The following is a 25,653-nucleotide window of genomic DNA, read 5'->3' on the forward strand; positions in this document are numbered from 1 at the left end:
AGATCCTGGTGGAGGGCACCAATCCCAAGGATCCCCAGCAGGTGATGGGCCGCACCCGCACCAACCGACTCACCTTTTTCCCCGGTCCGCGCGCCGATGGCCGCCCCATTGAGGCCGGGGAGCTGGTGACGGTGCAAATCGAAGGGGTGCGCGCCTTCTCCCTCAGCGGCAAACTGACCTGAGCTTTGGCCCCCTGGGGCCCCTTCCGGCCGGCATGACCCGCTCCCCCCTTCCCGTTGGTCTGATCTTCGGGGGGGCCTCCGGCGAGCACGCCGTCTCGATCCGCTCGGCCGCCACCGTGGCCGCCGCCGTGCGGCATGCCGACAACGCCGGGCGCTACACGCTGCGCTGCTTCTACATCGATCCCGACGGGCGCTGGTGGGGCTCGGACGTGGCCGAAGCGGTGCTGGCCCAGGGCACCCCGGTGCGGCCTGAGCAGCTGCCCCAGCCCCTACCGGAGCCCGGCTTCCGCGGCTTCCCGGCCGGAGCTCTCGAGGTGGCGATCTGGCTGCCGGTGCTGCACGGCCCCAACGGCGAAGACGGCACGATCCAGGGGCTGTTCACCCTGATGCAGGTGCCCTTTGTGGGCTCGGGTGTGCTGGGCTCGGCCGTGGGCATGGACAAGCAGGCCATGAAGGCCGCCTTCGCCGCCGCGGGCTTGCCCCAGGTGCCCTACGCCTGCGCCAGCGCCAGCCAGGTGGCCCAGGATCCCAATGCCCTGCTCGATCGGCTGGAGGCCGAGCTGGGCTATCCCTGCTTCGTGAAACCGGCCAACCTGGGCTCCTCGGTGGGAATCAGCAAGGCCACCGACCGGGCCAGCCTGCTGGCGGGTCTGCAGGCCGCCGCCGCCCTGGATCCGCGGCTGGTGATCGAACAGGGGGTGACGGCCCGGGAACTGGAGTGCGCCGTGCGCGGCGGCGGCCACCAACCCCTGCAGGCCTCCGTGCTGGGGGAAATCTGTTTCGACGCCGACTGGTACGACTACGAGACCAAATACAGCGAGGGCAAAAGCCACACCGTGATCCCTGCGGTGGTGCCCGAAGCGATCGCCCAGCGGGCCCGGGCCATGGCGATCCAGGCCTGTGAGGCGGTGGCCGCCATGGGGCTCTCCCGGGTGGATTTTTTCTACAGCGAGGCCAGTGGCGAGCTCTGGCTCAATGAGATCAACACCCTGCCGGGCTTCACCAGCCAGAGCATGTACCCCATGCTGTGGGCTGCCTCCGGTGTGCCCCTGCCGATCTTGGTGCGCGAAATGCTGGAAGGGGCCCGAGAATGGCACCAGGCATCACTCCTGGGAGGCCCTTCGGCATGAGTCACGGGCTGCTGTGGCTTCCACTGCTTCTGGTGTTCGTGCTGCTCACCGCCCTGGGCTGGCTGGAGCGGCGGCGCCAACACCTGTTCCGGGAATGGGCCGAAGGCTCGGAGCTCGCCAAGCTCGACAGCTGTGGAGCGGCCCGGCTGGTGGATGGCCTGCTCACCTGGTGCACCTTCGAGGCCGGCCAGCTCCAGGAGCAGGGGTCCTTTGTGATCAAGCAGCTCGAGCTGGTGGAGCTGCTGTCCCTGCATTCCGGCGAAGCGCCGCTCACGGAGGAGAGCCAGGGGGCCTGCCGGCTGCGGCTGGTGGGAGGGGGCGACCAGAAGGATCTGCCCTTCGCCGATGCGGAGCGGGCCCGGCGCTGGATCGACGAACTGATGTCCCGCTCCCGCTGCGAGCTGTGAGCGTGCCGTGGTGAGTTTGACCCCCGCCCCACCCGGCTCGGAGCGCCGGCGTGTGCTGCGGCAGCAGCGGCGCCGGGAACGGCTGCGCAACCTCTGGCGCCTGGTGGTGCTGCTCAGCCTGTCCTGCGGCCTGGGCTATGGCCTATTGCGCCAGGGCTGGGTGCTCACCGGCCCCGACCAGGTGGAAGTGGTGGGCAGCCAGCAGGTGGGAGCGGAGCAGGTGGTGCAGGCCGCCCAGATCACCTTTCCCCAGCCACTGCTGGGCCTCCAGCCCAGGCGGATCGCCGAGGCCATCGCCGGGGCCCTGCCGGTGGAGCAGGTGCAGGTGAGTCGGTTGATGGCGCCGCCGCGGCTGCGGGTGGAACTGGTGGACCGCCAGGCGGTGGCCCGGGCCCAGCGACGCACCTCCCAAGGCATCGAAACGGGCTACGTCGACCGGCTGGGCCACTGGATGAGCAGCCGCCAGGGTCAGGGCGTGGCCGCCAAAACCAGCACCAACCTGACGGTGGTGGGCTGGCAACCCCGCTACCGGCCTGCCCTGGCCCTGGTGCTGGAGGAGCGCGACCGACTTGGCACGGACCTACGCCAGATCCGCTTTGAACCGGGCGGCAGCCTCTGGCTGCAAAGCACCCGTCTGGGCCAGGTGCGCCTCGGCCCACCGGATGGCCAACTGGCGCGGCGGCTCGAGGTGCTCAGCCACCTGCAGCAGGAACTCCCGGCCCGGGTGAAGGGTCGCCAACTCCAGTCGATCGACCTCAGTGACCCCGAACAGCCGGAACTGGGCCTCCCCGTGCCGGCAGCCCCCCCCGTCGCGGCTCGGTGAGCAATCCGGCAAGGGCCACACCAGGAATCCCGCAAAGGTGGGACACTGCCCAAATCCAGGGGCTCCAATCGCCGACATAATGCAGCCGCAGATTCACAGCCCAGCTTCCCCCGATGCCGCTATGACCCAGAGCTCCTCCCAATCCGGCACCCCCCAGTCCAACGGTCTGCAGCCCTCGGGCAGCGCTGGCTCGGGCGGCATTGTTCCGAGCCAGTCGGCCCGGATCGAAGTGATTGGCGTGGGCGGCGGCGGCAGCAATGCGGTGAACCGGATGATCGCCTCCGACCTCCAGGGGGTGGGCTATCGGGTGCTCAACACGGACGCCCAGGCCCTGCTGCAGTCGGCCTCCCAGAAACGCATCCAGCTCGGCCAGAAGCTCACCCGCGGCCTCGGGGCCGGGGGCAACCCCGTGATCGGCCAGAAGGCCGCCGAGGAATCCAGGGCCGAACTGCAGGAATCCCTCCAGGGCGCTGACCTGGTGTTCATCGCCGCAGGCATGGGCGGTGGCACGGGCACCGGTGCCGCCCCGATCCTGGCCGAGGTGGCCAAGGAAGTGGGCGCCCTCACCGTGGGCATCGTCACCAAGCCCTTCGGCTTTGAGGGCCGCAAGCGGCTGCGCCAGGCGGAAGAGGGCATTGCCCGCCTGGCCGAAAGCGTCGACACCCTGATTGTGATCCCCAACGACCGGCTGCGCGATGCGATTGCCGGAGCTCCTCTGCAGGAAGCCTTCCGCGCCGCCGACGACGTGCTGCGCATGGGCGTCAAGGGCATCAGTGACATCATCACCAAGCCCGGCCTGGTCAATGTGGACTTTGCCGACGTGCGCTCGGTGATGGCCGATGCCGGCACCGCCCTGCTGGGGATCGGCGTGGGCTCCGGTCGCTCCCGGGCCAGCGAAGCGGCCCAGGCAGCGATGAGCAGCCCGCTGCTGGAGTCGGCCCGCATCGATGGGGCCAAGGGCTGCGTGATCAACATCAGCGGCGGCAAGGACATGACCCTCGAGGACATGACCACCGCGTCAGAGGTGATCTACGAGGTGGTGGATCCGGACGCCAACATCATTGTGGGCGCCGTGGTGGATGAGCGCCTCGAAGGCGAGATTCACGTGACGGTGATCGCCACCGGCTTTGAAAGCGGCGCCCCCTACCGGAGCGAGCGCACCACGGTGAGTTTCGCCGGCACGACGCTGTTCAGCAGCCCCCAGGAAGAGCGCGGCGCCAAAATCCCCCCGTTCCTGCTCAACCGTCAGAGCCAGACCGGCGACTGAAGCCTGGCTGAGCCGTCTGGGTGCGATGGCTGGTTGAAGGTGGTGACCCGGAGTCCACGCCTGCCCTGAGCATCCCGTGTGGCTGCTCCCTTCCGGTTCTGACCAGATTTGGGCGTCGGAGCCGCATGGGTCCGAGTCGTTTGGATGCTAGCAATGGCATCCCCCGCCCCGACGCCAGTGCCCCTGCGCCCCGCTGACCTGGCGAGCCGCAAACAGGCCGGACTGCCCATCACGGTGCTCACGGCCTGGGATGCCCTATCCGGAGCCCTGGTGGCCGAGGCCGGAGCCGATGCGGTGCTGGTGGGCGATTCCCTGGCGATGACGGTGCTGGGCCATGCCACCACCCTGCCGGTGACCCTCGACGAGATGCTGCACCACACCCGCGCCGCCGCCCGGGGCCTGGCCAGCAGCTGCTCCCCCGGCCAGGAACCGCTGCTGATCTGCGATCTGCCCTTCCTCAGCTACCAGTGCAGCGCCGACGACGCCGTGGCCGCCGCCGGCCGGGTGCTGAAGGAAACCCCCGCCGCCGCCGTGAAGCTCGAAGGCGCCGAGCCCGAAACCCTGGCCGTGATCGACCGGCTGGTGCGCAGCGGCATCCCGGTGATGGGCCACATCGGCCTCACCCCCCAATCGGTGCACCGGCTGGGCTACCGCCGCCAGGGCAACGACGAAGCCAGCCAGGAGCTGCTGCGGCGCCAGGCCCTGGCCCTGCAGGACGTGGGCTGCTTCGCCCTGGTGCTGGAGCATGTGCCCGAGGCCCTGGGCGCGGCCCTGCAACAGGAGCTGACCCTGCCGGTGATCGGCATCGGGGCGGGTGACGGCTGCGACGGCCAGGTGCGCGTCACCGCCGACCTGCTGGGCCTCACCACCCGCCAGCCCCCCTTCAGCCCGCCGCTGCTGGCGGGCCGGACGCTGGGGGTGGAGGCGTTGCGCCGCTGGATCGCGGGCCAGCGCCATCCCAGCCAGGGGCCTGCGGCTGCTCCTGCCACCAGGCCAGCAGCTCCCGCAGCACCCCATTGCTGAGGGCCAGCCCGGCGGGATCGCTGAGCCGCCAGCGGGGTCCCTCGATCCGCAGCAACCCCTCGCCGCACCAGGGCTCCAGCCGCCGGCGCAGCTCCTCCAGGCAGCGCTGCTGCGACGCCCCATCCCAGCCCGCCTGCGCCAACAGCCGGGGCAGGTGCACCCCCTCGCGGCGGCGCAGGCCCACCAGCAACCGCTCATCGAGGGGCATGCCCATCCCCCCGTGCTGCGGCTGGGGATCCTGGTGCAGCCCAGCCAGCCAGAGGGCGTAGCCGTCGCGGGTGCGGGGCCGGGCGAGGCGCTCCCCCCAGGGGGCAGAGGTGGCCCCCATGCCGAAGCCCCACCAGCCGGCGCCGCTCCAGTAGACGCGGTTGTGGCGGGAGGCGTGGCCGGGCAGGGCGTAGTTGGAAATCTCGTAGTGGCCGTAGCCGGCGGCGCTGAGCTCGGCCCAGGTGAGCTCCATCAGGTCGGCGCCCAGATCGGCATCGGGCAACTCCAGCTGGCCGCGCTCGTGGCGGCGGGCAAACACCGTGCCGGGCTCGAGCGTGAGGTCGTAGACGGAGAGATGGGGTGGCGCCAGGGCGATCGCCTGGCCCAGCTGCTGGCGCCAGGCCCCCAGGGCCTGTTCCGACGCAGTCGAGCCCAAGCCAGCCGGCCCCGGCAGCCCCTGGATCAGATCCAGACTCCAGCTGGCCAGCTGGCCGCGGTGCCAGGCCTCCCCCAGCCAGCCGGCGGCCTCCTGGAGGTCGGCGCCGCAGTGACGGCGCCCCAGGCTCGCCAACACGGCGTCATCAAAGCTCTGGCCCCCCAGGCTCACCCGGGTCACCCCGGCCCCCAGGTACCCGGCCAGACGGTCCTGATCGAAGCTGGCCGGATCCAGCTCCAGGCTGATCTCGGCGCCGGGAGCCAGGCCGAAGCGCTGGCGCAGGGCCTGCAGCAGGGCCCCCACCTGATCCGGCGTCAGCAGGGAGGGGGTGCCACCCCCGAAATACACCGTGGCCAGGGGGGGGCCAGGCGGGGAGGCGGCAATCTCCTGCTCCAGCAGGGCCAGGTAGGCCGCGATCGAGGCGGAACCCGGCTCGCCCGGCTCCCCGCCGGCCCGGTCGCCCAGGGGCACCACCGGGAAATCGCAGTAGAAGCAGCGCCGATGGCAGAAGGGAATGTGGAGATAGGCGCTGCGGGGCGGCACACACATCGTGAAGTGCGGGAACCCCTTCAGGCCAACGGCGGCGAAATCAGGCATGCTGCGAGCCTGAACGGATGGGCAGCCACACAAGACGGGAATGGTGGACTCCCTCATCCTGATCCTGTTTCTGATCTCCGGGGCGGCGGCCGGCTGGCTCGGGGTCGACCTGCTGCCCGAGCCCCTGCTGCTGCAGGTGGACAACCCGGAAGGACTGCGCACCGTGCTGGGGGGCTTCGGCGCCTTCTTCGGCCTGCTGGCGGGCTTCTTCTTTGGCCAGCTGCGCAAGCGCCTGATGGCCCAGGTGCGCTCCATGCCCACCGACCTGCTGGTGAGCCGGGCCGTGGGTCTGATCCTGGGCCTGCTGGTGGCCAACCTGCTGCTCGCCCCGATCCTGCTGCTGCCCCTGCCCTGGGAGGTGGTGTTCGTCAAACCGCTGGCGGCGGTGCTCAGCAACGTGTTCTTCGGGGTGTCCGGCTACAACCTGGCGGAGGTGCACGGCCGCACCCTGCTGCGCCTGTTCAACCCCACCAGCACCGAAGCCCTGTTGGTGGCCGATGGGGTGCTGATGCCGGCCAGCGCCAAGATCCTCGACACCAGCGTGATCATCGACGGCCGCATCCGCGGTCTGCTCGACTCGGGGCTGCTGGAGGGCCAGGTGATCGTGGCCCAAAGCGTGATCGATGAGCTCCAGGCCCTGGCCGACTCGGCCAATGCCGAGAAGCGCGGCCGGGGCCGCCGCGGTCTGAAGCTGCTCAGCGAACTGCGCGAGCAGTACGGCCGCCGGCTGGTGGTGAACAGCACCCGCTACGAGGGCAACGGCGTCGACGACAAGCTGCTGCTGCTCACCGCCGACACCGGCGGCACCCTGCTCACCGCCGACTACAACCTGGCCAAGGTGGCCGAAGTGAAAGCGCTGCAGGTGCTCAACCTAAGCGAGCTGGTGATCGCCCTGCGACCCGAGGTGCAGCCCGGCGACGAGCTGCTGCTCAAGATCGCCCGCGACGGCAAGGAGGCCGACCAGGGCGTGGGCTACCTCGACGACGGCACGATGGTGGTGGTGGAAGGGGCCAAGGGGCGCATCGGCGAGCGCCTGCCGGTGGTGGTCACCGGAGCGCTGCAGAACCCCACAGGCCGGATCGTGTTTGCCCGCAGCGATGGCCAGGCCGCCGAAAACGGGGCCGGCGAGGGCGCCGAAGCCGCCAAGCGCAAGAGCCGGAGCGAGCGGAACCGGCCCAAAGCGGGCCCCACCAATCCAGGCTCGGCGAATCCGCAGGCCGGCGGCCCCCGCTAGGCTCCGCAAACGTGCTTCCCATCAACCGCGGATGTCGGTGTCAGCCCCCTACTACGGCGATTCCGCGGTCATGCGCACGCCGCCGCCCGATCTGCCGAGCCTGCTGCTGAAGGAGCGGATCGTCTACCTGGGCCTGCCCCTGTTCAGCGACGACGACGCCAAGCGCCAGATGGGCATTGACGTCACCGAGCTGATCATTGCCCAGCTGCTCTATCTGGAGTTTGACAACCCGGATAAGCCCATTTTCTTCTACATCAACTCCACGGGCACCAGCTGGTACTCGGGGGATGCGGTGGGCTTTGAGACCGAAGCTTTCGCCATTGCCGACACGATCAGCTACGTGAAGCCGCCCGTGCACACCATCTGCATCGGCCAGGCCATGGGCACCGCGGCCATGATTCTCAGCGCCGGCACCAAGGGCCACCGGGCCGCCCTGCCCCACGCCTCGATCGTGCTGCACCAGCCCCGCAGTGGCGCCCGCGGCCAGGCCACCGACATCCAGATCCGGGCCCAAGAGGTGCTGCACAACAAGCGCACGCTGATGGAGATGCTGTCGATCAACACCGGCAAAACGGTGGAACAGCTCTCCCGCGACTCCGACCGGATGACCTACTTCACCGCCGAGGAGGCCAAGGAGTACGGCCTGATCGACCGGGTGCTCACCAGCCAGAAAGACCTGCCCGCCCCGCCCCCAGCCGCGGCCGGCCTGGGCTGAGCCCCCGCCAGGCCCCCGCCCTACGCCAGCCATCCCGCGTTCCCCCGACCACCCCAACCAAACCCATGCCCATCGGCACCCCCAGCGTTCCCTACCGCCTCCCCGGCAGCCAGTACGAGCGCTGGGTTGACATCTACACGCGGCTGGGCGTGGAACGGATCCTGTTCCTCGGCTCGGAGGTGAACGATGCGGTGGCCAATGCGCTGGTGGCCCAGATGCTCTATCTGGATTCCGAGGACAACTCCAAGCCCATCTACCTGTACATCAACTCCCCCGGGGGGTCGGTGACCGCCGGCCTGGCGATCTACGACACGATGCAGTACGTCAAGAGTGACGTGGTGACCATCTGCGTGGGCCTGGCGGCCTCCATGGGCGCCTTCCTGCTGGGGGCCGGCACCAAGGGCAAACGGCTGGCGCTGCCCCACAGCCGGATCATGATCCACCAGCCCCTGGGCGGCACCAGCCAGCGCCAGGCCAGTGACATCGAGATCGAGGCCAAGGAGATCCTGCGCATCAAGGACATGCTCAACCACTCCATGGCGGACATGACCGGCCAGACCTTCGAGAAGATCGAGAAGGACACGGACCGCGACTACTTCCTCAGTGCCGCCGAGGCCAAGGAGTACGGCCTGATTGACCGGGTGATCGCCCACCCCAGCGAGGCCTGAGCGGCTGCTGAAGGGCGCTTGCGTAAGCTCGCATCTTGCCCTGCCCAGCCCCGACGCCTCGATGGCCAAGCTCTACTACGACTCCGACGCCGATCTCTCGCTGCTGAACGGCAAGACGGTGGCCATCATCGGCTACGGCAGCCAGGGCCATGCCCACGCCCTCAACCTCAAGGACAGTGGCGTCAACGTGGTGGTGGGCCTCTACGAGGGCAGCCGCTCGGCCGAGAAGGCCAAGGCCGACGGCCTGGAAGTGTTGAGCGTCAGCGACGCCTGCGCCAAGGCCGACTGGATCATGGTGCTGTTGCCCGATGAGTTCCAGAAGGCCGTCTACGACAAGGAAATTGCACCGCACCTGAGCGCCGGCAAGGTGCTGAGCTTTGCCCACGGCTTCAACATCCGCTTCGAGCTGATCAAGCCCCCCGCCGATGTGGATGTGGTGATGATCGCCCCCAAGGGCCCCGGCCACACCGTGCGCTGGGAATACCAGAACGGCATGGGCGTGCCGGCCCTGTTCGCCATCCACCAGGACGCCAGCGGCAACGCCCGCGGCCTAGCCATGGCCTACGCCAAGGGCATCGGCGGCACCCGCGCCGGCATCCTCGAAACCAACTTCAAGGAAGAGACTGAAACCGACCTGTTCGGCGAGCAGGCCGTGCTGTGTGGCGGCCTCTCCGAGCTGGTGAAGGCCGGCTTCGAAACCCTGGTGGAAGCCGGTTATCAGCCCGAGCTGGCCTACTTCGAGTGCCTGCACGAAGTGAAGCTGATCGTGGATCTGATGGTGAAGGGCGGCCTCACCGCCATGCGCGATTCGATCTCCAACACCGCCGAGTACGGCGACTACGTGAGCGGCCCGCGCCTGATCACGGCCGACACCAAGGCAGAGATGAAGCGCATCCTGGCCGACATCCAGGACGGCACCTTCGCCCGCAACTTCGTGGCCGAGTGTGACGCCGGCAAGCCCGAGATGGCCAAGATCCGCGAGCGGGATGCCCAGCACCCGATCGAGCAGGTGGGCAAGGGCCTGCGCTCGATGTTCAGCTGGCTCAAGGCAGCCTGAGCCCCTGGCCCTGGCTGCTGGTGCTGGCCGCCTGCGGCCTCGATCGACTGGTGGGGGACCCCCGTTGGTGCCTCCACCCGGTGGTGGTGATGGGCTGGTGGATCACGGTCCTACGCCGGCTGGCCGAAGCCTGGGCGGGTGATGCCCCCTGGAAGCTGCGGCTCGCCGGTGGGCTGATCACCCTGCTCCTGGTGGGCGGCAGTGGCCTGGCGGGCTGGGGTCTCGAGCAGTTGGTGCGGGTGCTGGCCCGGCAGGGCCCGCTGCTGGCGGGCGCCGGGCTGCTTACATCCACGATCGCCCTGGCCAGCGCCCTGGCCGGCCGCAGCCTGGAGCAGGCGGTGGAGCAGGTGCTGCGCGTGCTCCCACCGGCCGGCCCGCCAACCTCCCCATCCCACGCCCTCCAGGATCCCGAGAGCCTGAGCGCCGCCCGCCAGGCCCTGGCCTGGATCGTGGGTCGGGACACCACCGATCTTGAGGCTCCGGAGATTCTGCGGGCGGCCGCCGAAACCGCCAGCGAAAACGCGGTGGATGGCTTGTTTGCGCCGCTGTTCTGGATGCTGGTGGGGGCAGGGCTCTGGACCCTGAACCCCGCCCTGCCCGGTCCGCTGGCCCTGGCCTGGGGCTTCAAAGCCAGCAGCACCCTCGATTCGATGCTGGGCTACCGCCAGGGGCGCCTGCGCTGGCTCGGCACCGCCGGTGCCCGCCTCGACGATCTGCTGGTGTGGCTGCCCTGTCGCCTGGTGGCCCTCAGCCTGCCGCTGGTGGCCGGGAAAGGACGGCGCTGCCTCCCACTCCTCAGCGCAGCCCTGCGGGATGGGGCCGCCGATCCCTCCCCCAATGCGGGGGTGTCCCAGGCCGCCTATGCCCATGCCTGCGGCGTCCAGCTGGGGGGCAGCAACCGCTACGGCACCCAGGTGCGCGACAAACCGCTGCTCGCGGCAGGCCTTCCCCCGGCCGATCGGGCAGCCGTGCTGCGCATGCTCCAGCTCAGCCGCAGGCTGGAATGGCTCTGGCTGGCCGTCACCGCCCTGCCGGAGGCCCTGCTGGCCTGCTTCATCACGAAAACTCTCAGCTGATTGCCCGGCCGGGGTGGCCTGCCGAAGCTGCAGGCACGCCCCTTGCGCCCATGCCAATTCGCGAGCTGCTCGAAGATGCCCTGCGGGAGCCGGAAATCGGCTTAACCCCCTGCTTCCGCTGGCACGCCACGCCGGTGGGCATCGCGGCGCTGTGGCAAGCCGGCGCAGCCCCCAGCTCACCGCCCTTTGAGGATGCCCTCAAGGAAGGCCTGCAGGTGGGGCTCGACCTGAGCCGCGAAGAACGGGAATTCCACCAACTCAACTCGGGCTTGGTGCTGCTGTTTCACAGCTGATCCGCAGGCCCGGTGCGCGGGAAGACCACGGCCCATTCGTGCAGGGTCCAGGTCACGCATCCCTGCAGGATCAGCGGATCGGTGCGGATCAGGGCTTCGGCTTCGGCCCAGTCGCCGGCGCGGAACAACAACATGCCCCCGGCCCCATCGCCGCTGCGGCCCACCCGATCAGCCCAATAGCCACTGCGGGGCTCATGGCCGCAGCGCTCCAACTCCGCCAGCCAGGCGAGATGGGCCGGGATCACCGCATCAAACTGCGGCTTGGCCACCACACCGGTTTCCAGCTTCACAAACCAGGGCACGCATCCACTCCAGCCCATTGGCATCGCTCACCCGCTGAAGGTACCGTCCGGGCCAGAACGGGCACCAGGCGCGATGCACAGACCACCAAACCCTGATTCTCTGGCCCAACGGGGGAGACGGGCAACGGCTGCCGTATGCACCCTGGCGGCCCTGGAGCTGCTGCTTCACGGCACAGCGGCCCAGGCCCAATACTCCCCCAACTGCTGGCGCAACGGCAAAAAGGACTTCTGCGCCATCACCCAGGTGGCTGGCGCCACCACAGGGCAACAGGAGTTGGCCCGGATCGTGTTTGCCGACCACACCGTGGTGGAGGTGCTGCGCAATGAAACCAGCTGCAAGCAGAACGGACCGGTGCGAACCTGCGACGCCAAGATCTTCACGCCACCGGGCCATCCCAAGGGCCTGCCGGCCTACTACCGCGGCACCGCCTATGAAGGCGGCTACCGGCACGAGTACGTGAGCAGCAGCCTGCGCATCACGTACGCGTTTCTCGATTGAGGCGCAACCTGCCTCGGGCTAGCCCTGGGCTGCGGTGCTGAGCATGGCCCCCACCGTGGCCAACAACACCCGAGCCAACTCGAGCGAACCGATGGCGATGAAGCCATACCAAACCCGCTGGGCCCAGGCCGGCGGCTGGCCCTGCACCCAGGTGGGGGACCAGCTGGAGGCCCCATCCCCCGCGGGGGCACGCCGAGCCGTCATCTCGCGCCAGTAGCTGTCGTAGCGCGGGGCCTGCTGGTTGAACGGACGCTCGCCCACCGCTTGGCCCGCCAACACCCGGGAGCGCTGGTAGGGAACCTGGTCGTCGCCAAAGGCCTGCAGGTATTCGTCGGAATCGAGCAGGGCATCCACAAAACCGGGCAAGCCCTGCTCAGCGATCACGATCGACCAGGCGATGCGCTCGGCATCCCCATGCACCGGACGCCCCAACACACGGCCAACCACCTGCTCGACCACCCGATAGTTGCTGTTGCAGCGGTAGAAGTCGTTGCGGAACTTGTCGGAGAGCAGCAGGCCGCGGATGAACTGACGGGTGCTGATCTGACCGGTGCGCAGCTGGGACTCCAGCACGACCTCCCGATCCACCTTGAAGGCGTGAAAAAAGATCTGGCGGTAGGCCTGCTCGATCCGGGCGTTGCAATCGACCGACTGACGGGGGTTCTCCTCGGTGCCGGGCATGAAGTTGGCCACCCGGGCATTGTTGGTGAGGGGCTTGGTCGCCAGCAGGGGCAGGGCCATCGGTGAGACGCAGAGGTCGAAAACGGTCTGGAGAACGTATGGGAAGCCGCTGGCGAGCGCGCAGCCCCTTCATAGGACTTCACAGACAAAAACCCTGACCGCCCCAACTCAGACGCGGAGTCGCCGGAAATAAGCTATGATTGTAAAGATTTTAAAAGCGAGCCCCGTGATTCATATTTTCAGTTTTCTTTTTGCAGCCCTGTCCTTCGTGCAGGTTCCGCAGTGGGACAACGACTGGACCAAGTGCTCGGTGACCGTTCCCGATACCGCCTGCCATTGGTACGTGGTGAATCCTGACAACACCTTTGGCAAAGGATTCAGCTGGATCACTGCTCCCCAATTTGACGTCGACGCCCTGAGGGACATCGGCATCCAACACGAAATCACCGTGGCCCAGGGCTACCAAACCACCGTGGAGCTGATGAATGCAACCACCGAGGTCAAATACGGCGACAACTACTAATTAGCAACCACACTCTTGAAGAAAGGGAATGAGCTGGTTGCATAGGCAACCAACAGGATCACTTGAAGGCAAACCAATCGATCCGGATGCCCTCCCCCTGTTCTCTCTCCTCCACCAATTCGACACCCTTGACCGTTCCATCGCTCGTGTACCAAGGATCCTGACAGAGCGAAGCGAACGCTCCCCTTGCGTCCTCCAGCGTCTGGAAATGACCGACGTCCACGATTCCCCAGCCGTCGTGGATTTTGAGCGTAAACGTCATCGTATGCAGTGGCGCTTAATCACAGTGCAATCGTGGTGTGGGCAGCCCTTGGGCTGAATGGCGGGGTTCACTTGCGGACGGCTTTCCAGACCCACCAGCCAACCAGGGCCAGCAGCACCCAAGGCAGCAGGGCCCTGAAAACCAGCAACACCACCAGCACGACCAGAGCCGACACAGCAGTGCGCTGGGTCAGCGCCTTCGCTTCATCCGTCATGTAACGCCAGCGGGGAATCAGGGACATCCGGGTCAAGGTGGTGGCTCAAGACCCAGGAAAACCACCGCCATCCCGGAGCGCCAGGGTGGAGTGGTCGCATTCAGCGCAGACCACTGGCAAGCGCTGCCAGCAGCTGACTGGGGGCACTCAAAGGACCCGAACATCGCCAAACCGCCGAGCCAGCTCAAGCTACTTTTCCTTGAGGTAGCCACGAAGCTCGATGAAACGCGGGTGATCGACATAATCACGGCGAACGATCAACGTATCGCCAACCTCAAGGGGTATCTGAACCGGCAGCACAACCTGAGGAGTCCGAAAGAGATGCATGGAGAAAGACGTTGCGTAACTGACAGCAAGCGCAGAAGGGATCTTCTCTTGCCAATTATCTCTGTAGCGTTGAACATTGAGCGGGAGATTCCAAAGACCCAACCCCTGCAAAATTTCCTGAACCTTCGGGAAAGCATGATCAGGAAGCGCCAATGAGGGATAGCGCTTGACATCCTCCAAAGCAACCGAATCGCCCAGATCAAGCAACGGATGGTCCCGAGCAACCACCAAGTGAACAGGCAGGCGCGTGAGATGGAAACACATCAGGTCGCCATCGTCATCGCCAGGAACATCGGGGTAACACCCGATCCAGGCATCAATCACCCCTTCACGCAAATGCTTGAGCGGGGTATGGACCTCTAAGAAATCAAAGTTGCCAACATGCCAGCCGCTGAGAAGGCTGTCGCAAAACAGAGGGCCTGAGTAGTACTGGGCCTCAATTCGCAAAGGAAGCCCATGAAACCAGCGATACCGCTGGTGAACAGATCTCTCCAAGTTCAGCAACGTCGTATCGCCAACCAACTCCCATTCGCCATTGGGCTTCACAAGCTCAATGCCAAAAACCTCCGAAACCCGAGACACATTTCGGGACACGGTTGGCTGGGTGAGGCCCAAACGGCCTGCTGCTGCAGATCCGGAACGCAACCAGATCAAATAATCCAGGCAAGCGAGAGAATCTATGGATACAACCACAGGGACTCCGACTGCACGATCAACTTAGCCCCCCACAATTCCACCCTTCCCTATGCGATTTTCGCATAGGGAAGCCATACGAAAATCGCATCAAAAAATGCGGTGGCATCGCGCGATGAACCTGCTGATGGTTCTGCTCCAGCCCGCACCGCGCAGCACCAACGCCCCCACAGCCTCAGGGCGAGGGGACACTCGGGTGGCCTCCTGGGGACCTTCTCAAAACGGAGAGGGTGGGATTCGAACCCACGGAAGGTTGCCCTTCAAACGATTTCGAGTCGTTCGCTTTCGACCACTCAGCCACCTCTCCAAGGGCCCACAGGCCCATGGCACTTTAAGGATCGATCAGCCCCGCACCGCCTGCAGGGATCCACTGGGGCCGCTGGCCGCCCAGGACGACGGCCACCCCGGTGGGCTGGCACCGCTCAGCCACACCCGTTGGGCGCCCAGGCCGCGCAGCTGGGTGCGCTCCCGCGCCGATGGCCGGAAGCCCAGCCACACCCCATCCAACCGCTGCTGAGCTCGAGGCTGCTGCCCCCCAGCTTGCTGCTGCCAGGCCCAGAGCGCCTGGCGATCGGGCAGCAGCAGCCAACGCCACGGGCCCAGCTGCAGCTGCATGGCCCGGCTCTCGATCGCCACGGGGGTGGCACTGAGGCCGCGGCTGGCCAGGCGCTGGCCGGGGTGAAGCGGCAGGCTGCCATCCGCACTGGCCAGCACCAACCCAGCCTGGCCCTGCCAGCAGGCGGGCTGCTCCGGCGCCACTGGATCGAGCAGCAGGGCCCAGTCGAAGCGCTGCACCCCCAGCCCCTTGGCCAACTGGCCCGCCTGGCTGCAGCTGAAGCCATCGGCGGAGCCGCTCACCAGCGCCGCCCGGCCCTGGTGCCGCGCCACCAGCAGATCCAGCCGCCCCTGGTGCACCAACAACAGCTGGTCGGCGCCCAGCAGGCTGAGATGGAGGGCCGTCGCCAGGGCCAGCAGCCCCAGGCCAAGCACCCGCCAGCGCCGGGCCAGGTTCGGCACCGCCAGGCCGAACACAGCCAGGCTGAGCAACAGCACCAACCAGGGCGCTGGGCGCCCCAGTTGCCACTGGGCCATGGGCAGGGCCGCAAAGGCCTTCACCACCAGCACCAGCCCACGGCACAGCCAGTCGACGGGCACCGTGGCCAGGGGCAGCAGCGGCGGGAGCAACACCGCCAGCACGGCCAGGGCCATCGCCCCCAGGGTGAGGGGCGTCAGCAGGGGAGCCACCACCAGGTTGGCGGGCACCGCATAGAGCGGCACCACGCCGAAGTGCAGCAGCTGCAGCGGCAGGGTGTACAGCGAGGCCGCCAGGGGCACCGCGGTGGCCGCCGCCAGCCAGCCGGGCAGCCAGCGGCACAGAGCCAGTTCGAGCGGGCGGGCTGAGATCACCAGGGCAGCGGTGGCCACCACGCTGAGTTGGAAGCCCACATCCAGCAGCCAGTCGGGCCGCGCCAGCAGCAGGGCCAGCGCACTGGCCAGCAGGATCCCCAAAGGCCGGCTGCGGTGGCCGCTCTCCACCACCGCCAGCGCCAGCGCCCCCATCAACACGGCGCGCAGCACGGAAGGCTGGGGGCCGGCCAGCAGCACAAACAGGGCCATCGCCGCTGCGGCCAGTCCCAACCGACCCAGGCGCGGCAAGCCCCTGCCGAGGGGCAGCACCACGCCCAGCAGCACCGACAGGTGAAAGCCCGAGGCCGCCAAGGCATGGGAGAGGCCCGACGCCCGGAAGGCCTCGCGCAGCTCCGCCGGCACCGGCACCACCGCACTGCCGAGCACCAGGGCGGCGAGCACCCCGCCGCGGTCGGGGCCGGCCTGCCGCAACAGGGCCTGGGCCATGCGCCGACGCAGGTCCGCCACCGGCGTAGCCGGCCGTTGCAGCACCTCGAACTCCTGCACCTGCAGCTGGGTGAAGGCCCCCTGGCGGGCCAGTCGCGCGGCGGGGGCCGCCAGCAGCGGATGGGGCGACTCCTGGGGCCGGCGCAGGCGACCCCACACCCGCAGCCGCCAGCCCTCCTGAAGCGGCGGACAGGCCGGGAAGCGCAGTTCGGTGCGACCCACGGGCAACTCCATCAGGGCCCGACAGGGGAACCCGGTGCCGCCGCTGGCCAGCGGATCAGCCAGCAGCCGCCCCCGCAGTTCCACCTCCAGGGGGAGCTGGCTGGCCGCCTGCAACCGGAACACCGGATCGCCGGCGGCGGGCGCTGCCGGGGTGAAGGCCACCAGCGCCACCCGCAGCAGCAGCAGGGCCAGCACCCCAGCCCAGAGCCAGGCCAGCCAGCCACGCCGAACCGCACCCCCTTGTTCGGCCAACCACCCACTCCGCGCCGGGACCCCTCAGGGTTCCCACGCCCCTAGAGGCGGGGGATCTTCAACAACAGGTCGCACAGCTCCCGGCTGGGCATCTGCTGCCCCAGCAAGGGCGCCACCAACCGGGCGACAGGCCGCAGACGGCAGGGCCAGACGGCCCGCTCACTGAGCCGGCCCAGCTGAAAGCTGCCGCCGGCCAACACCACCACCAGCAGCGTCCTTTGCAGCAGGCGTTTCACAGAGCCGCTGGGGCTGGGGCCGCCACCGGCGGCTGGGCCAGCAGCGGAAAGCCCAGGGCCTCGCGCTCGGCCAGCCAGGCCTCAGCCACCTGACGGGCCAGGTGGCGGATGCGGCCGATGGTGGCGGTGCGCTCAGTGACGGAGATCACGCCGCGGGCCTCCAACAGGTTGAAGGTGTGGCTGCACTTGAGCACGAAATCCAGGGCCGGGGCAGGCAGCTTGGCCGCCACCAGATCGGCAGCCTCGGCCTCATAGATGGCGAACAGCTGCTTGAGCCGCTCCGGATTGGACGCCTCGAAGTTGTAGGTGCACTGGCCCTTTTCAAAGGGCAGCCAGATGTCGCCGTAGGAGCGGTTGCCATCCCAGGAGAGATCCCAGATGCTCTCCACGTCCTGCAGATACATCGCCAGCCGCTCGAGGCCGTAGGTGATCTCAATCGAAACCGGCCGGCAGTCGATGCCGCCGCACTGCTGGAAGTAGGTGAACTGGGTGACTTCCATGCCATCGAGCCACACCTCCCAGCCCACGCCCCAGGCGCCGAGGGTGGGGGATTCCCAGTTGTCTTCCACGAAGCGGATGTCGTGGTCGCGGGCCCGGATGCCGAGAGCCTCGAGCGAGGCCAGGTAGGTCTCCTGGATGCCATCAGGGCTGGGCTTGATCAGCACCTGGTATTGGAAATAGTGCTGGGCCCGGTTGGGGTTATCGCCGTAGCGGCCATCGGTGGGGCGGCGGCAGGGCTCGGGGTAGGCCACCGCCCAGGGCTCGGGGCCAATCGCCCGCAGCACCGTGTGGGGACTCATCGTGCCGGCGCCCTTCTCGGTGTCGTAGGGCTGCAGGATCAGGCAGCCCTGGTCGGCCCAGAAGCGGTTCAGGGTCGCAATGATGTCCTGGAAATGCACGGGGGATGGGCACCTGTCGTGGCGCCATTGTCGATGGCGACGGGGCCCGGGATCAGGAGGCGTTCAGCATCCGGCCCAGGGACTCGGTGACCGCGGCGCTGGGAACGGTGAGGCTTTCGAACTGCTCGGCGGGGATGGCCTTGCTCCACAGCCAACCCTGGCCCTGGTTGACGCCGATGCGGCGCAGGAAGGTGGCCTCCGATTCCGTTTCCACGCCCTCGGCGCACACATCCACATTGATGGCGTGACAACCGGACACCAGCCACTTGAGGAAACGCTGGCGGAAGGAATCGGCATCGATACCGGAGACGATCGAGCGGTCCACCTTCACCTTGCTGAAGTTGAGGTTCAGCATGTGGGAAAGGGGCGCATCGCCGGTGCCGAAGTCGTCGACGGCGATCGTGTGCAGGGAGGTGAGCTCGTTGATGAACGACGACTCGTGCTGACCCGCAACCCCCTTCTCCGTGACTTCGACCACCAAGCGGCGACCCACCTTGCGGCGCATGCTGTCGAGGTCGCCCACCGCCTTGGAAATGGGCCGGAAAAACATCTTGCCCGAGCCGATGTAGCGGCAGGAGAGGTTCACCGACAGCCAGACGTTGGCCTGCATCCGATCGAGCGCCCGCAGGGCGAACACGAAGGAGTCCTGGGTGACGGAGATGTTGAGCGCCGGATCCTCTTCCAGGGCCTGCAGCTCCTCGATGCTGGGGGGGGTGTCGTTCGGCCGCCACAGCACCTCCCCTCCGCACACGCGGCCGGAGGCCAGATCGATAATGGGCTGGATGTGAAAGTTTTCCAAAACCCTGAGGGGCGTCAACCCCTACGTGGTGGAGATATGGAAAGCGTAATCACAATCTGAGCGAACACCACCAGCCAGGATCCAAGCTGTCCACTGGCTTCAGGCGGCTGAATCGGACTGCTGGCTTCAGGCCACCAGCTCCAGCAGTCCCATCAGGCCGCCGGCCAGGGGGCGATGGCGCGCCGCACGGAAGCCGGCCTCGAGGGCCAGGGCCTGCTGCTGAGCGCCGGTGGGGAAACGCTGCAGGCTCTCCTCCAGGTAGGCGTAGTGCTCGGGGATGCCGAAGCGCTCCGCGGTGGGCACCACCAGACGGCGCAGGTAGAAGCGCTGGAACGCGGCCACGCCACCACTGGGTCGGTTGAAATCGAGCACCGCCGCCCGTCCGCCATCGCGCAGCACCCGGCGCAGCTCCACCAGGCCCGCCCCCGGATCGGCCAGGTTGCGCAGGCCGTAGGCGATGGCGGCACCATCCCAACTCCCACGCGCCAAGCCGGTGGCCAAGGCATCGCCCTGTTGCCAGCGCACGGGCAACCAGGGCTGCAGCGCCGCGCGCCGGGCCGCCACGGCCAGAGGCGCGGCCGCCGCATCCAGGCCGAGCACCGCCCCCCCAGGTCGCACCCGGGACGCCAGCACCAGGGCCAAATCACCCGTGCCGCAGCAGAGATCCAGCAGCTGTTGCCCCGGCCGGGGTTGCAACCAGGCGACGGCCTGGCGCTTCCAAAGCCGATGCAGGCCGAAGCTGAGCCAATCGTTGAGCTGGTCGTAGCGCGGGGCGATCTGCTCGAACAGCTCCTGAACCGCCGCCGGATCGCCGGGCCTAAAGCTGCCCATCCCAGGGCAGCACGATGGAATCCAGGCTCACCCCCGACTCCGCAGGCGCGGGTGGCAGCAGGCCGCGGGCTTCAAGGCGGCCCGGGCTGGTGAAGGTGAGCACCATCACCGTGGCCAGCCCCACGGCGGCGGAACACACCATGCAGCCGGCCAGCATCAACGAAAACTCACGCCGGTCGTTGGCGGCCTGCATCAACTGCAGGGCCCAGGCCACCAACGCCACCACGCCCGCCACCATGCCCAGGGCGATCGCGGTGGAGGCGGGAGGGGGGAGGGCTGGCAGGGCGGTGAACACGCGGAGGGAGCAGGGCCGGGAGCAGGCCACGACGGGGCTCTTATCGAGATGTTACAAGCGTTAACAAGCTGACGTGAGCGGCAGGGCAAGCGGCCGGATCGGCAGACCGCGGCTCAGCAACTCGGTTTTGATCGCCTCCACGGTGAGCACCCCGTCGTGGAGCAACGAGGCCAGCAGGGCGGCTGAGGCGTGGCCGCCCTCGGGGCCGGGATCGAGGGCCTGGGCGAGGTGGTCGATGCAGCCAGCACCACCCGAGGCGATCACCGGCACCTCCACCGCATCGGCCACCGCCCGGGTGAGGTCGAGGGCGTAGCCGGCCTGGGTGCCATCGCCATCCATGGAGGTGAGCAGGATCTCGCCAGCCCCCCGGGCCACCACCTGCCGGGCCCAGGCCACCGCATCGAGGCCCGTGTTCTCGCGGCCACCTGTGACATACACATCCCAGCCCCCGCCAGGGCGGGCCCGGGCATCGATCGCCACGACGATGCACTGGCAGCCGAAGCGCTCGGCCCCGCGGTCCACCAACTCCGGATCGCGCACGGCCGAGGAGTTGAGGCTCACCTTGTCGGCACCGGCCCGCAGCAGCTCGGTGATCCCCTCAACGCTGCTGATGCCGCCCCCCACGGTGAAGGGGATAGTGACGGCCTCCGCGGTGCGCCGCACCAGCTCCACCAGGGTGCCGCGGCCCTGGTGGCTGGCGGCGATGTCGAGGAAGACGAGTTCATCGGCACCCGCGGCGCTGTAGCGGCAGGCCAGCTCCACCGGGTCGCCGGCATCCCGCAGACCCACGAAGTTCACGCCCTTCACCACCCGGCCATCGGCCACGTCGAGACAGGGAATGATCCGCTTGGCAACCATGACCGGGAGCTCCGTTGGGCACTGTTAATGTTGCGCCACTTTCCAGTCGCGCCGGCCATGTCCCAGGCTGCCACCATCAACATCGGCTCGAAGGTGCGGGTCACCCGGGTGCGTGATCGCATCTCCAACGAGATGGTGGACTCGCTCAAGGCCGATTCCACGGGCACGGTGACCGGCTTCCGCACGGTGGACGGCAAGGGCATCGGCGTGGTGGTGGAGCTGAGCGGTGGCCAGACCGCCTGGTTCTTCGACGACGAAATCACCCTCGCCTGAGGCCTAAGCCGTTGAGCAACAGCCCCAATCCCGAAGCGGCCAGCGGCGCCGGAGCCCGCCAGCTGCTGGGCATGAAGGGTGCCAGCGGCACCAGCTCGATCTGGAAGATCCGGCTGCAGCTGATGAAGCCGGTCACCTGGATTCCCCTGATCTGGGGGGTGCTGTGCGGCGCTGCAGCGTCGGGCAACTTCCACTGGACCCTGCCAGAGGTGGGCGCCTCGATCGCCTGCATGCTGATGAGCGGTCCCCTGCTGGCTGGCTACACCCAGACGATCAACGACTACTACGACCGCGAGATCGACGCGATCAACGAGCCCTACCGGCCCATTCCCTCCGGCGCCATTCCCCTCGGCCAGGTGAAGGCCCAGATCTGGATCCTGCTGCTGGCGGGGCTCGGCGTGGCCTACGGCCTGGATCTCTGGGCCGGCCACAGCACCCCGGTGGTGTTTCTGCTGGCCCTGGGCGGTTCGTTTGTGAGCTTCATCTATTCCGCCCCTCCCCTGAAGCTGAAGCAGAACGGCTGGCTGGGCAATTACGCCCTGGGCGCCAGCTACATCGCCCTGCCCTGGTGGGCCGGCCAGGCCCTGTTTGGCCAGCTCACCTGGACCACCGCGATCCTCACCCTCGCCTATTCGCTGGCGGGCCTGGGCATCGCCGTGGTGAACGACTTCAAGAGCGTGGAAGGGGATCGGGCCCTGGGCCTGCAGAGCCTGCCGGTGGTGTTCGGCATTGAGAAGGCCAGCTGGATCAGCGCCGGCATGATCGATGTGTTTCAGCTGGCGATGGTGGCCGTACTGATTGCCATTGGCCAGCACTTCGCCGCGGTGCTGCTGGTGCTGCTGATCATTCCCCAGATCACCTTCCAGGACATCTGGCTGCTGCGCGATCCGGTGGCCTTCGACGTGAAATACCAGGCCAGCGCCCAGCCGTTCCTGGTGCTGGGGATGCTGGTGACGGCCCTGGCGATCGGCCACAGCGTGCTGGTTGCCTGAGGTGGCCCGCTCCGGCAGCAAGGCCGCTCCCAAGGCCCCAACCCACGCGCGGCGGACCAATTTGGTGGGAGCGGGGGTGCTGGCGGCCCTGATCGGTGGCGGCGTGGCCTGCGGCCAGGCTGCCCTGGTGGCGGGCTTCGACAACCTGCTGCCCGACGCCCGGGGCATCAACCACTTCAACCGCCCCGGCACCCTGACGATCCTCTCGGCCGATGGCCAGGTGGTGCACAAGATCGGGCCGGTGACCCGCGAAAAGCTCACCCCCGAAACCCTGCCCGCCCTGGTGGAAGAGGCCTTCATCGCCGCCGAGGACCGGCGCTTCTACCAGCACGACGGCATCGACCCGGTGGGCATCGGCCGGGCCCTGGTGCGCAACATCACCCAGCGGTCGGTGGAGGAAGGGGCCAGCACGATCACCCAGCAGCTGGCCCGCACGGTGTTCCTCAGTCAGGACCGCACCCTGGTGCGCAAGGTGAAGGAGGCGGCCCTGGCCGGCAAGCTCGAGCGCCAGCTCAGCAAGCGCCAGATCCTCACCGAATACCTCAATGTGGTGTATTTGGGCTCGAGTGCCTACGGCGTGGCCGATGCGGCCTGGGTGTACTTCTCGAAAGCCCCCGACCAGCTCAACCTCGCCGAGGCCGCCCTGATCGCCGGGCTGCCGCCCGCCCCCTCGGTGTATTCACCGCTGGTGAACCCCGATCTCGCCCTGGAGCGCCGGGCCGTGGTGCTGCGCCGCATGCAGGAGGCCGGCTTCATCAGCGAGGCGGAGCAGCTGCAGGCCCAGGCCGCGCCCCTGCAGCTCAAGCCCGCGGAGCCCAAGTATTGGGACAGCCAGGCCCCCTGGTTCAGCAGCTGGGTGCAGCAGGAACTGCCGGGCGTGCTCACCAAGGAGCAGCTGGAGGTGGGCGGTCTGACGGTGCGCAGCAGCGTCAATCTGGCCTGGCAGGGCCAGGCCCAGAAGGCGATCGACACCTATGCCACCGGTGGCATGGAAGGGGCCCTGGTGGCGATGGAACCCGGCACCGGCCTGGTGCGGGCGATGGTGGGCGGCACCGACTTCAAGGCCAGCCAGTTCAACCGGGCCGCCCAGGCGCTGCGCTCGCCCGGCTCCACCTTCAAGCTGTTCGTGTATCTGACAGCGCTGAAGGAGGGGATGCTGCCGGAGCGGGTGTTCCGCGATTCGGCCCGCTGCTTCGCCGGCTACTGCCCGAAGAACTTCGGCAACCGCTACCTGGGTTCGGTGTCGATGGTGGTGGCCCTGCAGAACTCGCTCAACACCGTGGCAGTAGCGCTGCTGCAGGAGCTGGGCTTCGACAAGGTGATCGACACGGCCAAGAGCCTGGGCATCACGCGGGAGTTGGGGCGGTTCTACCCGATGGCGCTGGGGGCCTATGAGCAGACCGTGGTTGACATGACCGCGGCCTATGCGGCCATCAACAACGGCGGCATCTATGTGAAGCCCACACCGTTTGAGGAGATCCTCGGCCCCGATGGTGAGCTTCTCTGGAGCCGCCGGGTGGAGGGCGACGCGGGCCGGCGCGCCGTGAGCAGCGACCTCGCCGCCATGATGCTGTGGATGCTGCAGCGGGCGGTGCAATCGGGCACCGGCGGTGGGGCGGCCCTGCCCGATCGGCCCGTGGCAGGCAAAACCGGCACCTCAGAGGGGGGCCGGGATCTGTGGTTCATCGGCTCCATCCCCCAGCTCACCACGGGGGTGTGGCTGGGCTACGACAGCAGTCGCGAAACCAAGAACACCAGTGTGGTGGCCACCTACGCCTGGCGGGCCTTCATGGCGCCGATCAGCAAGGACCTGCCGGTGCGCCAGTTCCCGCCAAGGCCCGTGCTGCAGGACAGCTACAAGCCGGGGCGCAAGGGCCCATTCCGCCGCAACGACGGCCCGCCCCCCAACGACGCCCCGCGGGACTCCGCGCCCCAGCCCTGGGACCTCGATCCCACCCCCAGCGTTGAGGAGCGCCCAGCAGACGGCACCGGCGCCCCCGCCGCTCCGGCCCCCAGCCCCGCCGCTCCCCAGGCCGCTGCGCCCAGCGAACCGGCGCCGGCCCCCGGCCCGGCCACGCCCCCCCCGCTGGACGCCCCGCCACCGCCGGTGGTGGCGCCACCACTGCCTTAACGCCGCAGCCCTAGCCGGGAGCTCCCGCCGGCGCCTGCACCAGGGCCGCGAAGAAACCATCCCCCCCGCCGGGCGCTGGCCAGCGCTGCCATTGCTGCCGCCGCACCCAGCCGGGATGGTCGGCGAGGAAGGCCTCGATCAGCTCGCCGTTTTCAGCCGGATGCACGGTGCAGGTGGCATACACCAGCTGGCCGGCGGGCTTGAGCAGGGGCACCAGGGCCTCCAGCAGCTGGCGTTGCAGCCCCACCAACTCTCGGATCGTTTCAGGGGAAAGCCGCCAGCGGGCATCGGCGTGTCGGGCCAGGGTGCCGAGCCCCGAACAGGGTGCATCCAGCAAGATGCGGTCAAACCAGCCGCGCCACTCCGGCTTCTGGGCCACCAGCTCCGCCGCATCGGCGGCCAGGGTGTGGATGCTCTGCAGGCCGAGGCGGGCGGCATTGACACCCACCCGGCGCAGCCGGCCCTCGGAGCGATCCACGGCCCACACCTCCCCCTGGTCGCCCATCAGCTCGGCCAGGTGGGTGCTCTTGCCGCCGGGGGCGGCGCAGGCATCGAGGATCCGCTCGCCGGGCTGGGGATCGAGCAGCAGGCCCACCGCCTGGGCGGCGCGGTCCTGCACACACCAGTGGCCCTCGGCGTAGCCGGGCAGGGCGCGCAACTCGCCGCTGCGGCCCAGGAGCGTGAGGCCGCCGGGCAGCTCCGGTAGGGGGGCCGCCTCGATGCCGGCGGCAATGAAGGCCTCCAAAGCACCAGCAGGCGTGGTGCGCAGCGGATTGACGCGCAAGTCGAGGGCGGGGGGCTGGTTGCAGGCCAGGCCGAAGGCTTCCGGATCCGGCCAGGTGAGCACCAGCTCCGCCAGCCAGGGGGGCAGGGAGTGGCGCAGGCCCAAGGCGGCGGCGGGATCGTCGGGGAGGGGGCCCAGACCATCCCAGGGCTCAGGCCCGGCCCCCGCGCGCCGGCGCCCGCAGGCCCGCAGCAGGCCATTGGCCACCGGCGCCAGCCGGCCCAGTCCACCCCGCTTGGCCAATTCCACGGTGGTGCTCACCGCCGCCGAGGCCGGCACCCGGCTGCTGAACAGCAGCTGGTAGAGCCCCAAGTGCAGCAGCCAGCGCAACTTGGGTGGCTGGCGCGCAGCGGGCACCTTGCCGAGGGCATCGAGCCAGGCATCCAGCAGGCGCCGCTGGCGAATGGCGCCGTAGGCGAGTTCGGTGGCCAGGGCGCGGTCGGCGCCTTCGAGGGGATGGCGCTGCAGCTCCCGCTCCAGGGCCACATCGGCGTAAGCGCCGCCGCCCACCGCCAGCAACACCTGCCAGGCCAGCTGGCGCGGCGCCAAACCGATGGCGCTGGATTCAGGGGTGGCGGCAGGGGGCAGGGGGACGGACGACTGGGGCATGG

General features: G+C 68.5%; 30 protein-coding genes, 1 tRNA gene, 1 other RNA gene and 1 pseudogene. 17 read left to right on the top strand and 16 right to left on the bottom strand.

Annotated features, from left to right (window positions below):
* The 5 genes from KBY71_RS07700 to ftsZ all read left to right on the top strand — a co-directional run.
* On the top strand, positions 1–182 hold a 182-nt coding region (locus KBY71_RS07700; protein WP_254928353.1), incomplete at its 5' end, for a TRAM domain-containing protein.
* A 32-nt stretch (positions 183–214) separates the two neighbouring features.
* Positions 215–1,312 carry a D-alanine--D-alanine ligase family protein gene (locus KBY71_RS07705; RefSeq protein WP_254928354.1) on the top strand — a complete coding sequence of 366 codons (1,098 nt, stop codon included), beginning with the start codon at positions 215–217 and terminating at the stop codon, positions 1,310–1,312.
* Positions 1,309–1,719 carry a hypothetical protein gene (locus tag KBY71_RS07710; protein WP_254928355.1) on the top strand — a complete coding sequence of 137 codons (411 nt, stop codon included), beginning with the start codon at positions 1,309–1,311 and terminating at the stop codon, positions 1,717–1,719. The genes KBY71_RS07705 and KBY71_RS07710 overlap by 4 nt, the downstream gene beginning before the upstream one ends.
* A gap of 10 nt (positions 1,720–1,729) precedes the next feature.
* A complete protein-coding gene (locus KBY71_RS07715; RefSeq protein WP_315858542.1) occupies positions 1,730–2,542 on the top strand; it encodes an FtsQ-type POTRA domain-containing protein in 813 nt (270 codons plus the stop codon).
* A gap of 121 nt (positions 2,543–2,663) precedes the next feature.
* Complete coding sequence (gene ftsZ, locus KBY71_RS07720) at positions 2,664–3,809, top strand: cell division protein FtsZ (RefSeq protein ID WP_254928356.1); 1,146 nt, start codon at positions 2,664–2,666, stop codon at positions 3,807–3,809.
* 41 nt (positions 3,810–3,850) lie between these two features.
* Here ftsZ and ffs read toward each other — a convergent pair.
* Positions 3,851–3,947, bottom strand: an RNA gene (gene ffs, locus KBY71_RS07725) — signal recognition particle sRNA small type.
* 45 nt (positions 3,948–3,992) lie between these two features.
* Here ffs and panB point away from each other — a divergent pair.
* Entirely contained in the window at positions 3,993–4,832 is an 840-nt protein-coding gene (panB, locus tag KBY71_RS07730; RefSeq protein ID WP_315858544.1) for a 3-methyl-2-oxobutanoate hydroxymethyltransferase, read from the top strand.
* Between the two features lie 763 nt (positions 4,833–5,595).
* Here panB and KBY71_RS15170 read toward each other — a convergent pair.
* Positions 5,596–6,129 (bottom strand): annotated as a pseudogene (locus KBY71_RS15170) (radical SAM protein); the annotation flags it as partial.
* Here KBY71_RS15170 and KBY71_RS07740 point away from each other — a divergent pair.
* The 6 genes from KBY71_RS07740 to KBY71_RS07765 all read left to right on the top strand — a co-directional run bounded on the left by KBY71_RS07740 (position 6,113) and on the right by KBY71_RS07765 (position 11,115).
* A complete protein-coding gene (locus KBY71_RS07740; RefSeq protein ID WP_254928358.1) occupies positions 6,113–7,306 on the top strand; it encodes a PIN/TRAM domain-containing protein in 1,194 nt (397 codons plus the stop codon). The pseudogene KBY71_RS15170 and the gene KBY71_RS07740 sit on opposite strands and share 17 nt — an antisense overlap.
* A gap of 31 nt (positions 7,307–7,337) precedes the next feature.
* Positions 7,338–8,021 (top strand): ATP-dependent Clp protease proteolytic subunit, encoded by a 684-nt coding sequence (locus tag KBY71_RS07745; RefSeq protein ID WP_254928359.1) that lies wholly within the window; start codon positions 7,338–7,340, stop codon positions 8,019–8,021.
* 65 nt (positions 8,022–8,086) lie between these two features.
* Complete coding sequence (locus KBY71_RS07750; protein WP_254928360.1) at positions 8,087–8,689, top strand: ATP-dependent Clp protease proteolytic subunit; 603 nt, start codon at positions 8,087–8,089, stop codon at positions 8,687–8,689.
* Between the two features lie 61 nt (positions 8,690–8,750).
* Positions 8,751–9,746 carry a ketol-acid reductoisomerase gene (gene ilvC, locus KBY71_RS07755; RefSeq protein ID WP_254928361.1) on the top strand — a complete coding sequence of 332 codons (996 nt, stop codon included), beginning with the start codon at positions 8,751–8,753 and terminating at the stop codon, positions 9,744–9,746.
* A 20-nt stretch (positions 9,747–9,766) separates the two neighbouring features.
* The gene (cbiB, locus tag KBY71_RS07760) at positions 9,767–10,822 is read left to right on the top strand and encodes an adenosylcobinamide-phosphate synthase CbiB (protein WP_254928362.1); all 1,056 of its coding nucleotides are present in this window, start codon (positions 9,767–9,769) and stop codon (positions 10,820–10,822) included.
* A gap of 50 nt (positions 10,823–10,872) precedes the next feature.
* Complete coding sequence (locus tag KBY71_RS07765; protein WP_254928363.1) at positions 10,873–11,115, top strand: hypothetical protein; 243 nt, start codon at positions 10,873–10,875, stop codon at positions 11,113–11,115.
* Here KBY71_RS07765 and KBY71_RS07770 read toward each other — a convergent pair.
* Complete coding sequence (locus tag KBY71_RS07770; RefSeq protein WP_254928364.1) at positions 11,106–11,417, bottom strand: YciI family protein; 312 nt, start codon at positions 11,415–11,417, stop codon at positions 11,106–11,108. The two genes, KBY71_RS07765 and KBY71_RS07770, sit on opposite strands and share 10 nt — an antisense overlap.
* Before the next feature lie 73 nt (positions 11,418–11,490).
* On the opposite strand from KBY71_RS07770, the gene KBY71_RS07775 reads away from it, so the two are divergent.
* Complete coding sequence (locus tag KBY71_RS07775) at positions 11,491–11,916, top strand: hypothetical protein (protein WP_254928365.1); 426 nt, start codon at positions 11,491–11,493, stop codon at positions 11,914–11,916.
* Positions 11,917–11,934: 18 nt separating this feature from the next.
* Here the strand turns inward: KBY71_RS07775 and KBY71_RS07780 are convergent, their stop codons facing one another.
* Positions 11,935–12,657, bottom strand: a complete 723-nt coding sequence (locus tag KBY71_RS07780; RefSeq protein WP_254928366.1) for a phycobilisome rod-core linker polypeptide — start codon at positions 12,655–12,657, stop codon at positions 11,935–11,937.
* Between the two features lie 208 nt (positions 12,658–12,865).
* On the opposite strand from KBY71_RS07780, the gene KBY71_RS07785 reads away from it, so the two are divergent.
* Entirely contained in the window at positions 12,866–13,120 is a 255-nt protein-coding gene (locus KBY71_RS07785) for a hypothetical protein (protein WP_396095107.1), read from the top strand.
* A 58-nt stretch (positions 13,121–13,178) separates the two neighbouring features.
* Here KBY71_RS07785 and KBY71_RS07790 read toward each other — a convergent pair whose 3' ends face one another.
* From KBY71_RS07790 to hisF, 11 genes are all read right to left on the bottom strand, one after another.
* Complete coding sequence (locus KBY71_RS07790; protein WP_254928368.1) at positions 13,179–13,382, bottom strand: hypothetical protein; 204 nt, start codon at positions 13,380–13,382, stop codon at positions 13,179–13,181.
* A gap of 67 nt (positions 13,383–13,449) precedes the next feature.
* The gene (locus KBY71_RS07795; protein ID WP_254928369.1) at positions 13,450–13,623 is read right to left on the bottom strand and encodes a hypothetical protein; all 174 of its coding nucleotides are present in this window, start codon (positions 13,621–13,623) and stop codon (positions 13,450–13,452) included.
* A gap of 162 nt (positions 13,624–13,785) precedes the next feature.
* Complete coding sequence (locus tag KBY71_RS07800) at positions 13,786–14,616, bottom strand: LysR substrate-binding domain-containing protein (protein WP_254928370.1); 831 nt, start codon at positions 14,614–14,616, stop codon at positions 13,786–13,788.
* A gap of 222 nt (positions 14,617–14,838) precedes the next feature.
* Positions 14,839–14,923, bottom strand: a tRNA-Ser gene (locus tag KBY71_RS07805).
* Between the two features lie 35 nt (positions 14,924–14,958).
* Entirely contained in the window at positions 14,959–16,944 is a 1,986-nt protein-coding gene (locus tag KBY71_RS07810; RefSeq protein WP_254928371.1) for a ComEC/Rec2 family competence protein, read from the bottom strand.
* Positions 16,945–16,985: 41 nt separating this feature from the next.
* Complete coding sequence (locus KBY71_RS07815) at positions 16,986–17,180, bottom strand: hypothetical protein (protein WP_254928372.1); 195 nt, start codon at positions 17,178–17,180, stop codon at positions 16,986–16,988.
* The gene (gene glyQ / locus KBY71_RS07820) at positions 17,177–18,079 is read right to left on the bottom strand and encodes a glycine--tRNA ligase subunit alpha (protein WP_254928373.1); all 903 of its coding nucleotides are present in this window, start codon (positions 18,077–18,079) and stop codon (positions 17,177–17,179) included. The genes KBY71_RS07815 and glyQ overlap by 4 nt, the downstream gene beginning before the upstream one ends.
* A gap of 52 nt (positions 18,080–18,131) precedes the next feature.
* Positions 18,132–18,896 (bottom strand): EAL domain-containing protein, encoded by a 765-nt coding sequence (locus KBY71_RS07825; RefSeq protein ID WP_315858543.1) that lies wholly within the window; start codon positions 18,894–18,896, stop codon positions 18,132–18,134.
* A gap of 108 nt (positions 18,897–19,004) precedes the next feature.
* Positions 19,005–19,709, bottom strand: a complete 705-nt coding sequence (gene ubiE / locus KBY71_RS07830; protein WP_254928374.1) for a bifunctional demethylmenaquinone methyltransferase/2-methoxy-6-polyprenyl-1,4-benzoquinol methylase UbiE — start codon at positions 19,707–19,709, stop codon at positions 19,005–19,007.
* The gene (locus tag KBY71_RS07835) at positions 19,696–20,004 is read right to left on the bottom strand and encodes a hypothetical protein (RefSeq protein WP_254928375.1); all 309 of its coding nucleotides are present in this window, start codon (positions 20,002–20,004) and stop codon (positions 19,696–19,698) included. The genes ubiE and KBY71_RS07835 overlap by 14 nt, the downstream gene beginning before the upstream one ends.
* A 60-nt stretch (positions 20,005–20,064) precedes the next feature.
* On the bottom strand, positions 20,065–20,862 hold the full coding sequence (hisF, locus tag KBY71_RS07840) for an imidazole glycerol phosphate synthase subunit HisF (protein WP_254928376.1): 798 nt from the start codon (positions 20,860–20,862) through the stop codon (positions 20,065–20,067).
* Between the two features lie 57 nt (positions 20,863–20,919).
* Here hisF and KBY71_RS07845 point away from each other — a divergent pair, with 57 nt between their 5' ends.
* The 3 genes from KBY71_RS07845 (at position 20,920) to KBY71_RS07855 (ending at position 24,258) form a co-directional block, all read left to right on the top strand.
* Entirely contained in the window at positions 20,920–21,135 is a 216-nt protein-coding gene (locus tag KBY71_RS07845) for a DUF2862 domain-containing protein (RefSeq protein ID WP_254928377.1), read from the top strand.
* A gap of 11 nt (positions 21,136–21,146) precedes the next feature.
* The gene (gene chlG / locus KBY71_RS07850; protein WP_254928378.1) at positions 21,147–22,127 is read left to right on the top strand and encodes a chlorophyll synthase ChlG; all 981 of its coding nucleotides are present in this window, start codon (positions 21,147–21,149) and stop codon (positions 22,125–22,127) included.
* 64 nt (positions 22,128–22,191) lie between these two features.
* Positions 22,192–24,258, top strand: coding sequence for a transglycosylase domain-containing protein (locus KBY71_RS07855; protein WP_254928391.1), 2,067 nt, complete (start codon positions 22,192–22,194; stop codon positions 24,256–24,258).
* 10 nt (positions 24,259–24,268) lie between these two features.
* Here the strand turns inward: KBY71_RS07855 and KBY71_RS07860 are convergent, their stop codons facing one another.
* Positions 24,269–25,651: a 16S rRNA (cytosine(967)-C(5))-methyltransferase gene (locus KBY71_RS07860; RefSeq protein WP_254928379.1), complete on the bottom strand. Its 1,383-nt coding sequence runs from the start codon at positions 25,649–25,651 to the stop codon at positions 24,269–24,271.
* Positions 25,652–25,653 lie beyond the last annotated feature (2 nt).

The sequence above is a fragment of the Cyanobium sp. T1B-Tous genome (assembly GCF_024345475.1).
Taxonomy (GTDB): Bacteria; Cyanobacteriota; Cyanobacteriia; order PCC-6307; family Cyanobiaceae; genus Cyanobium_A.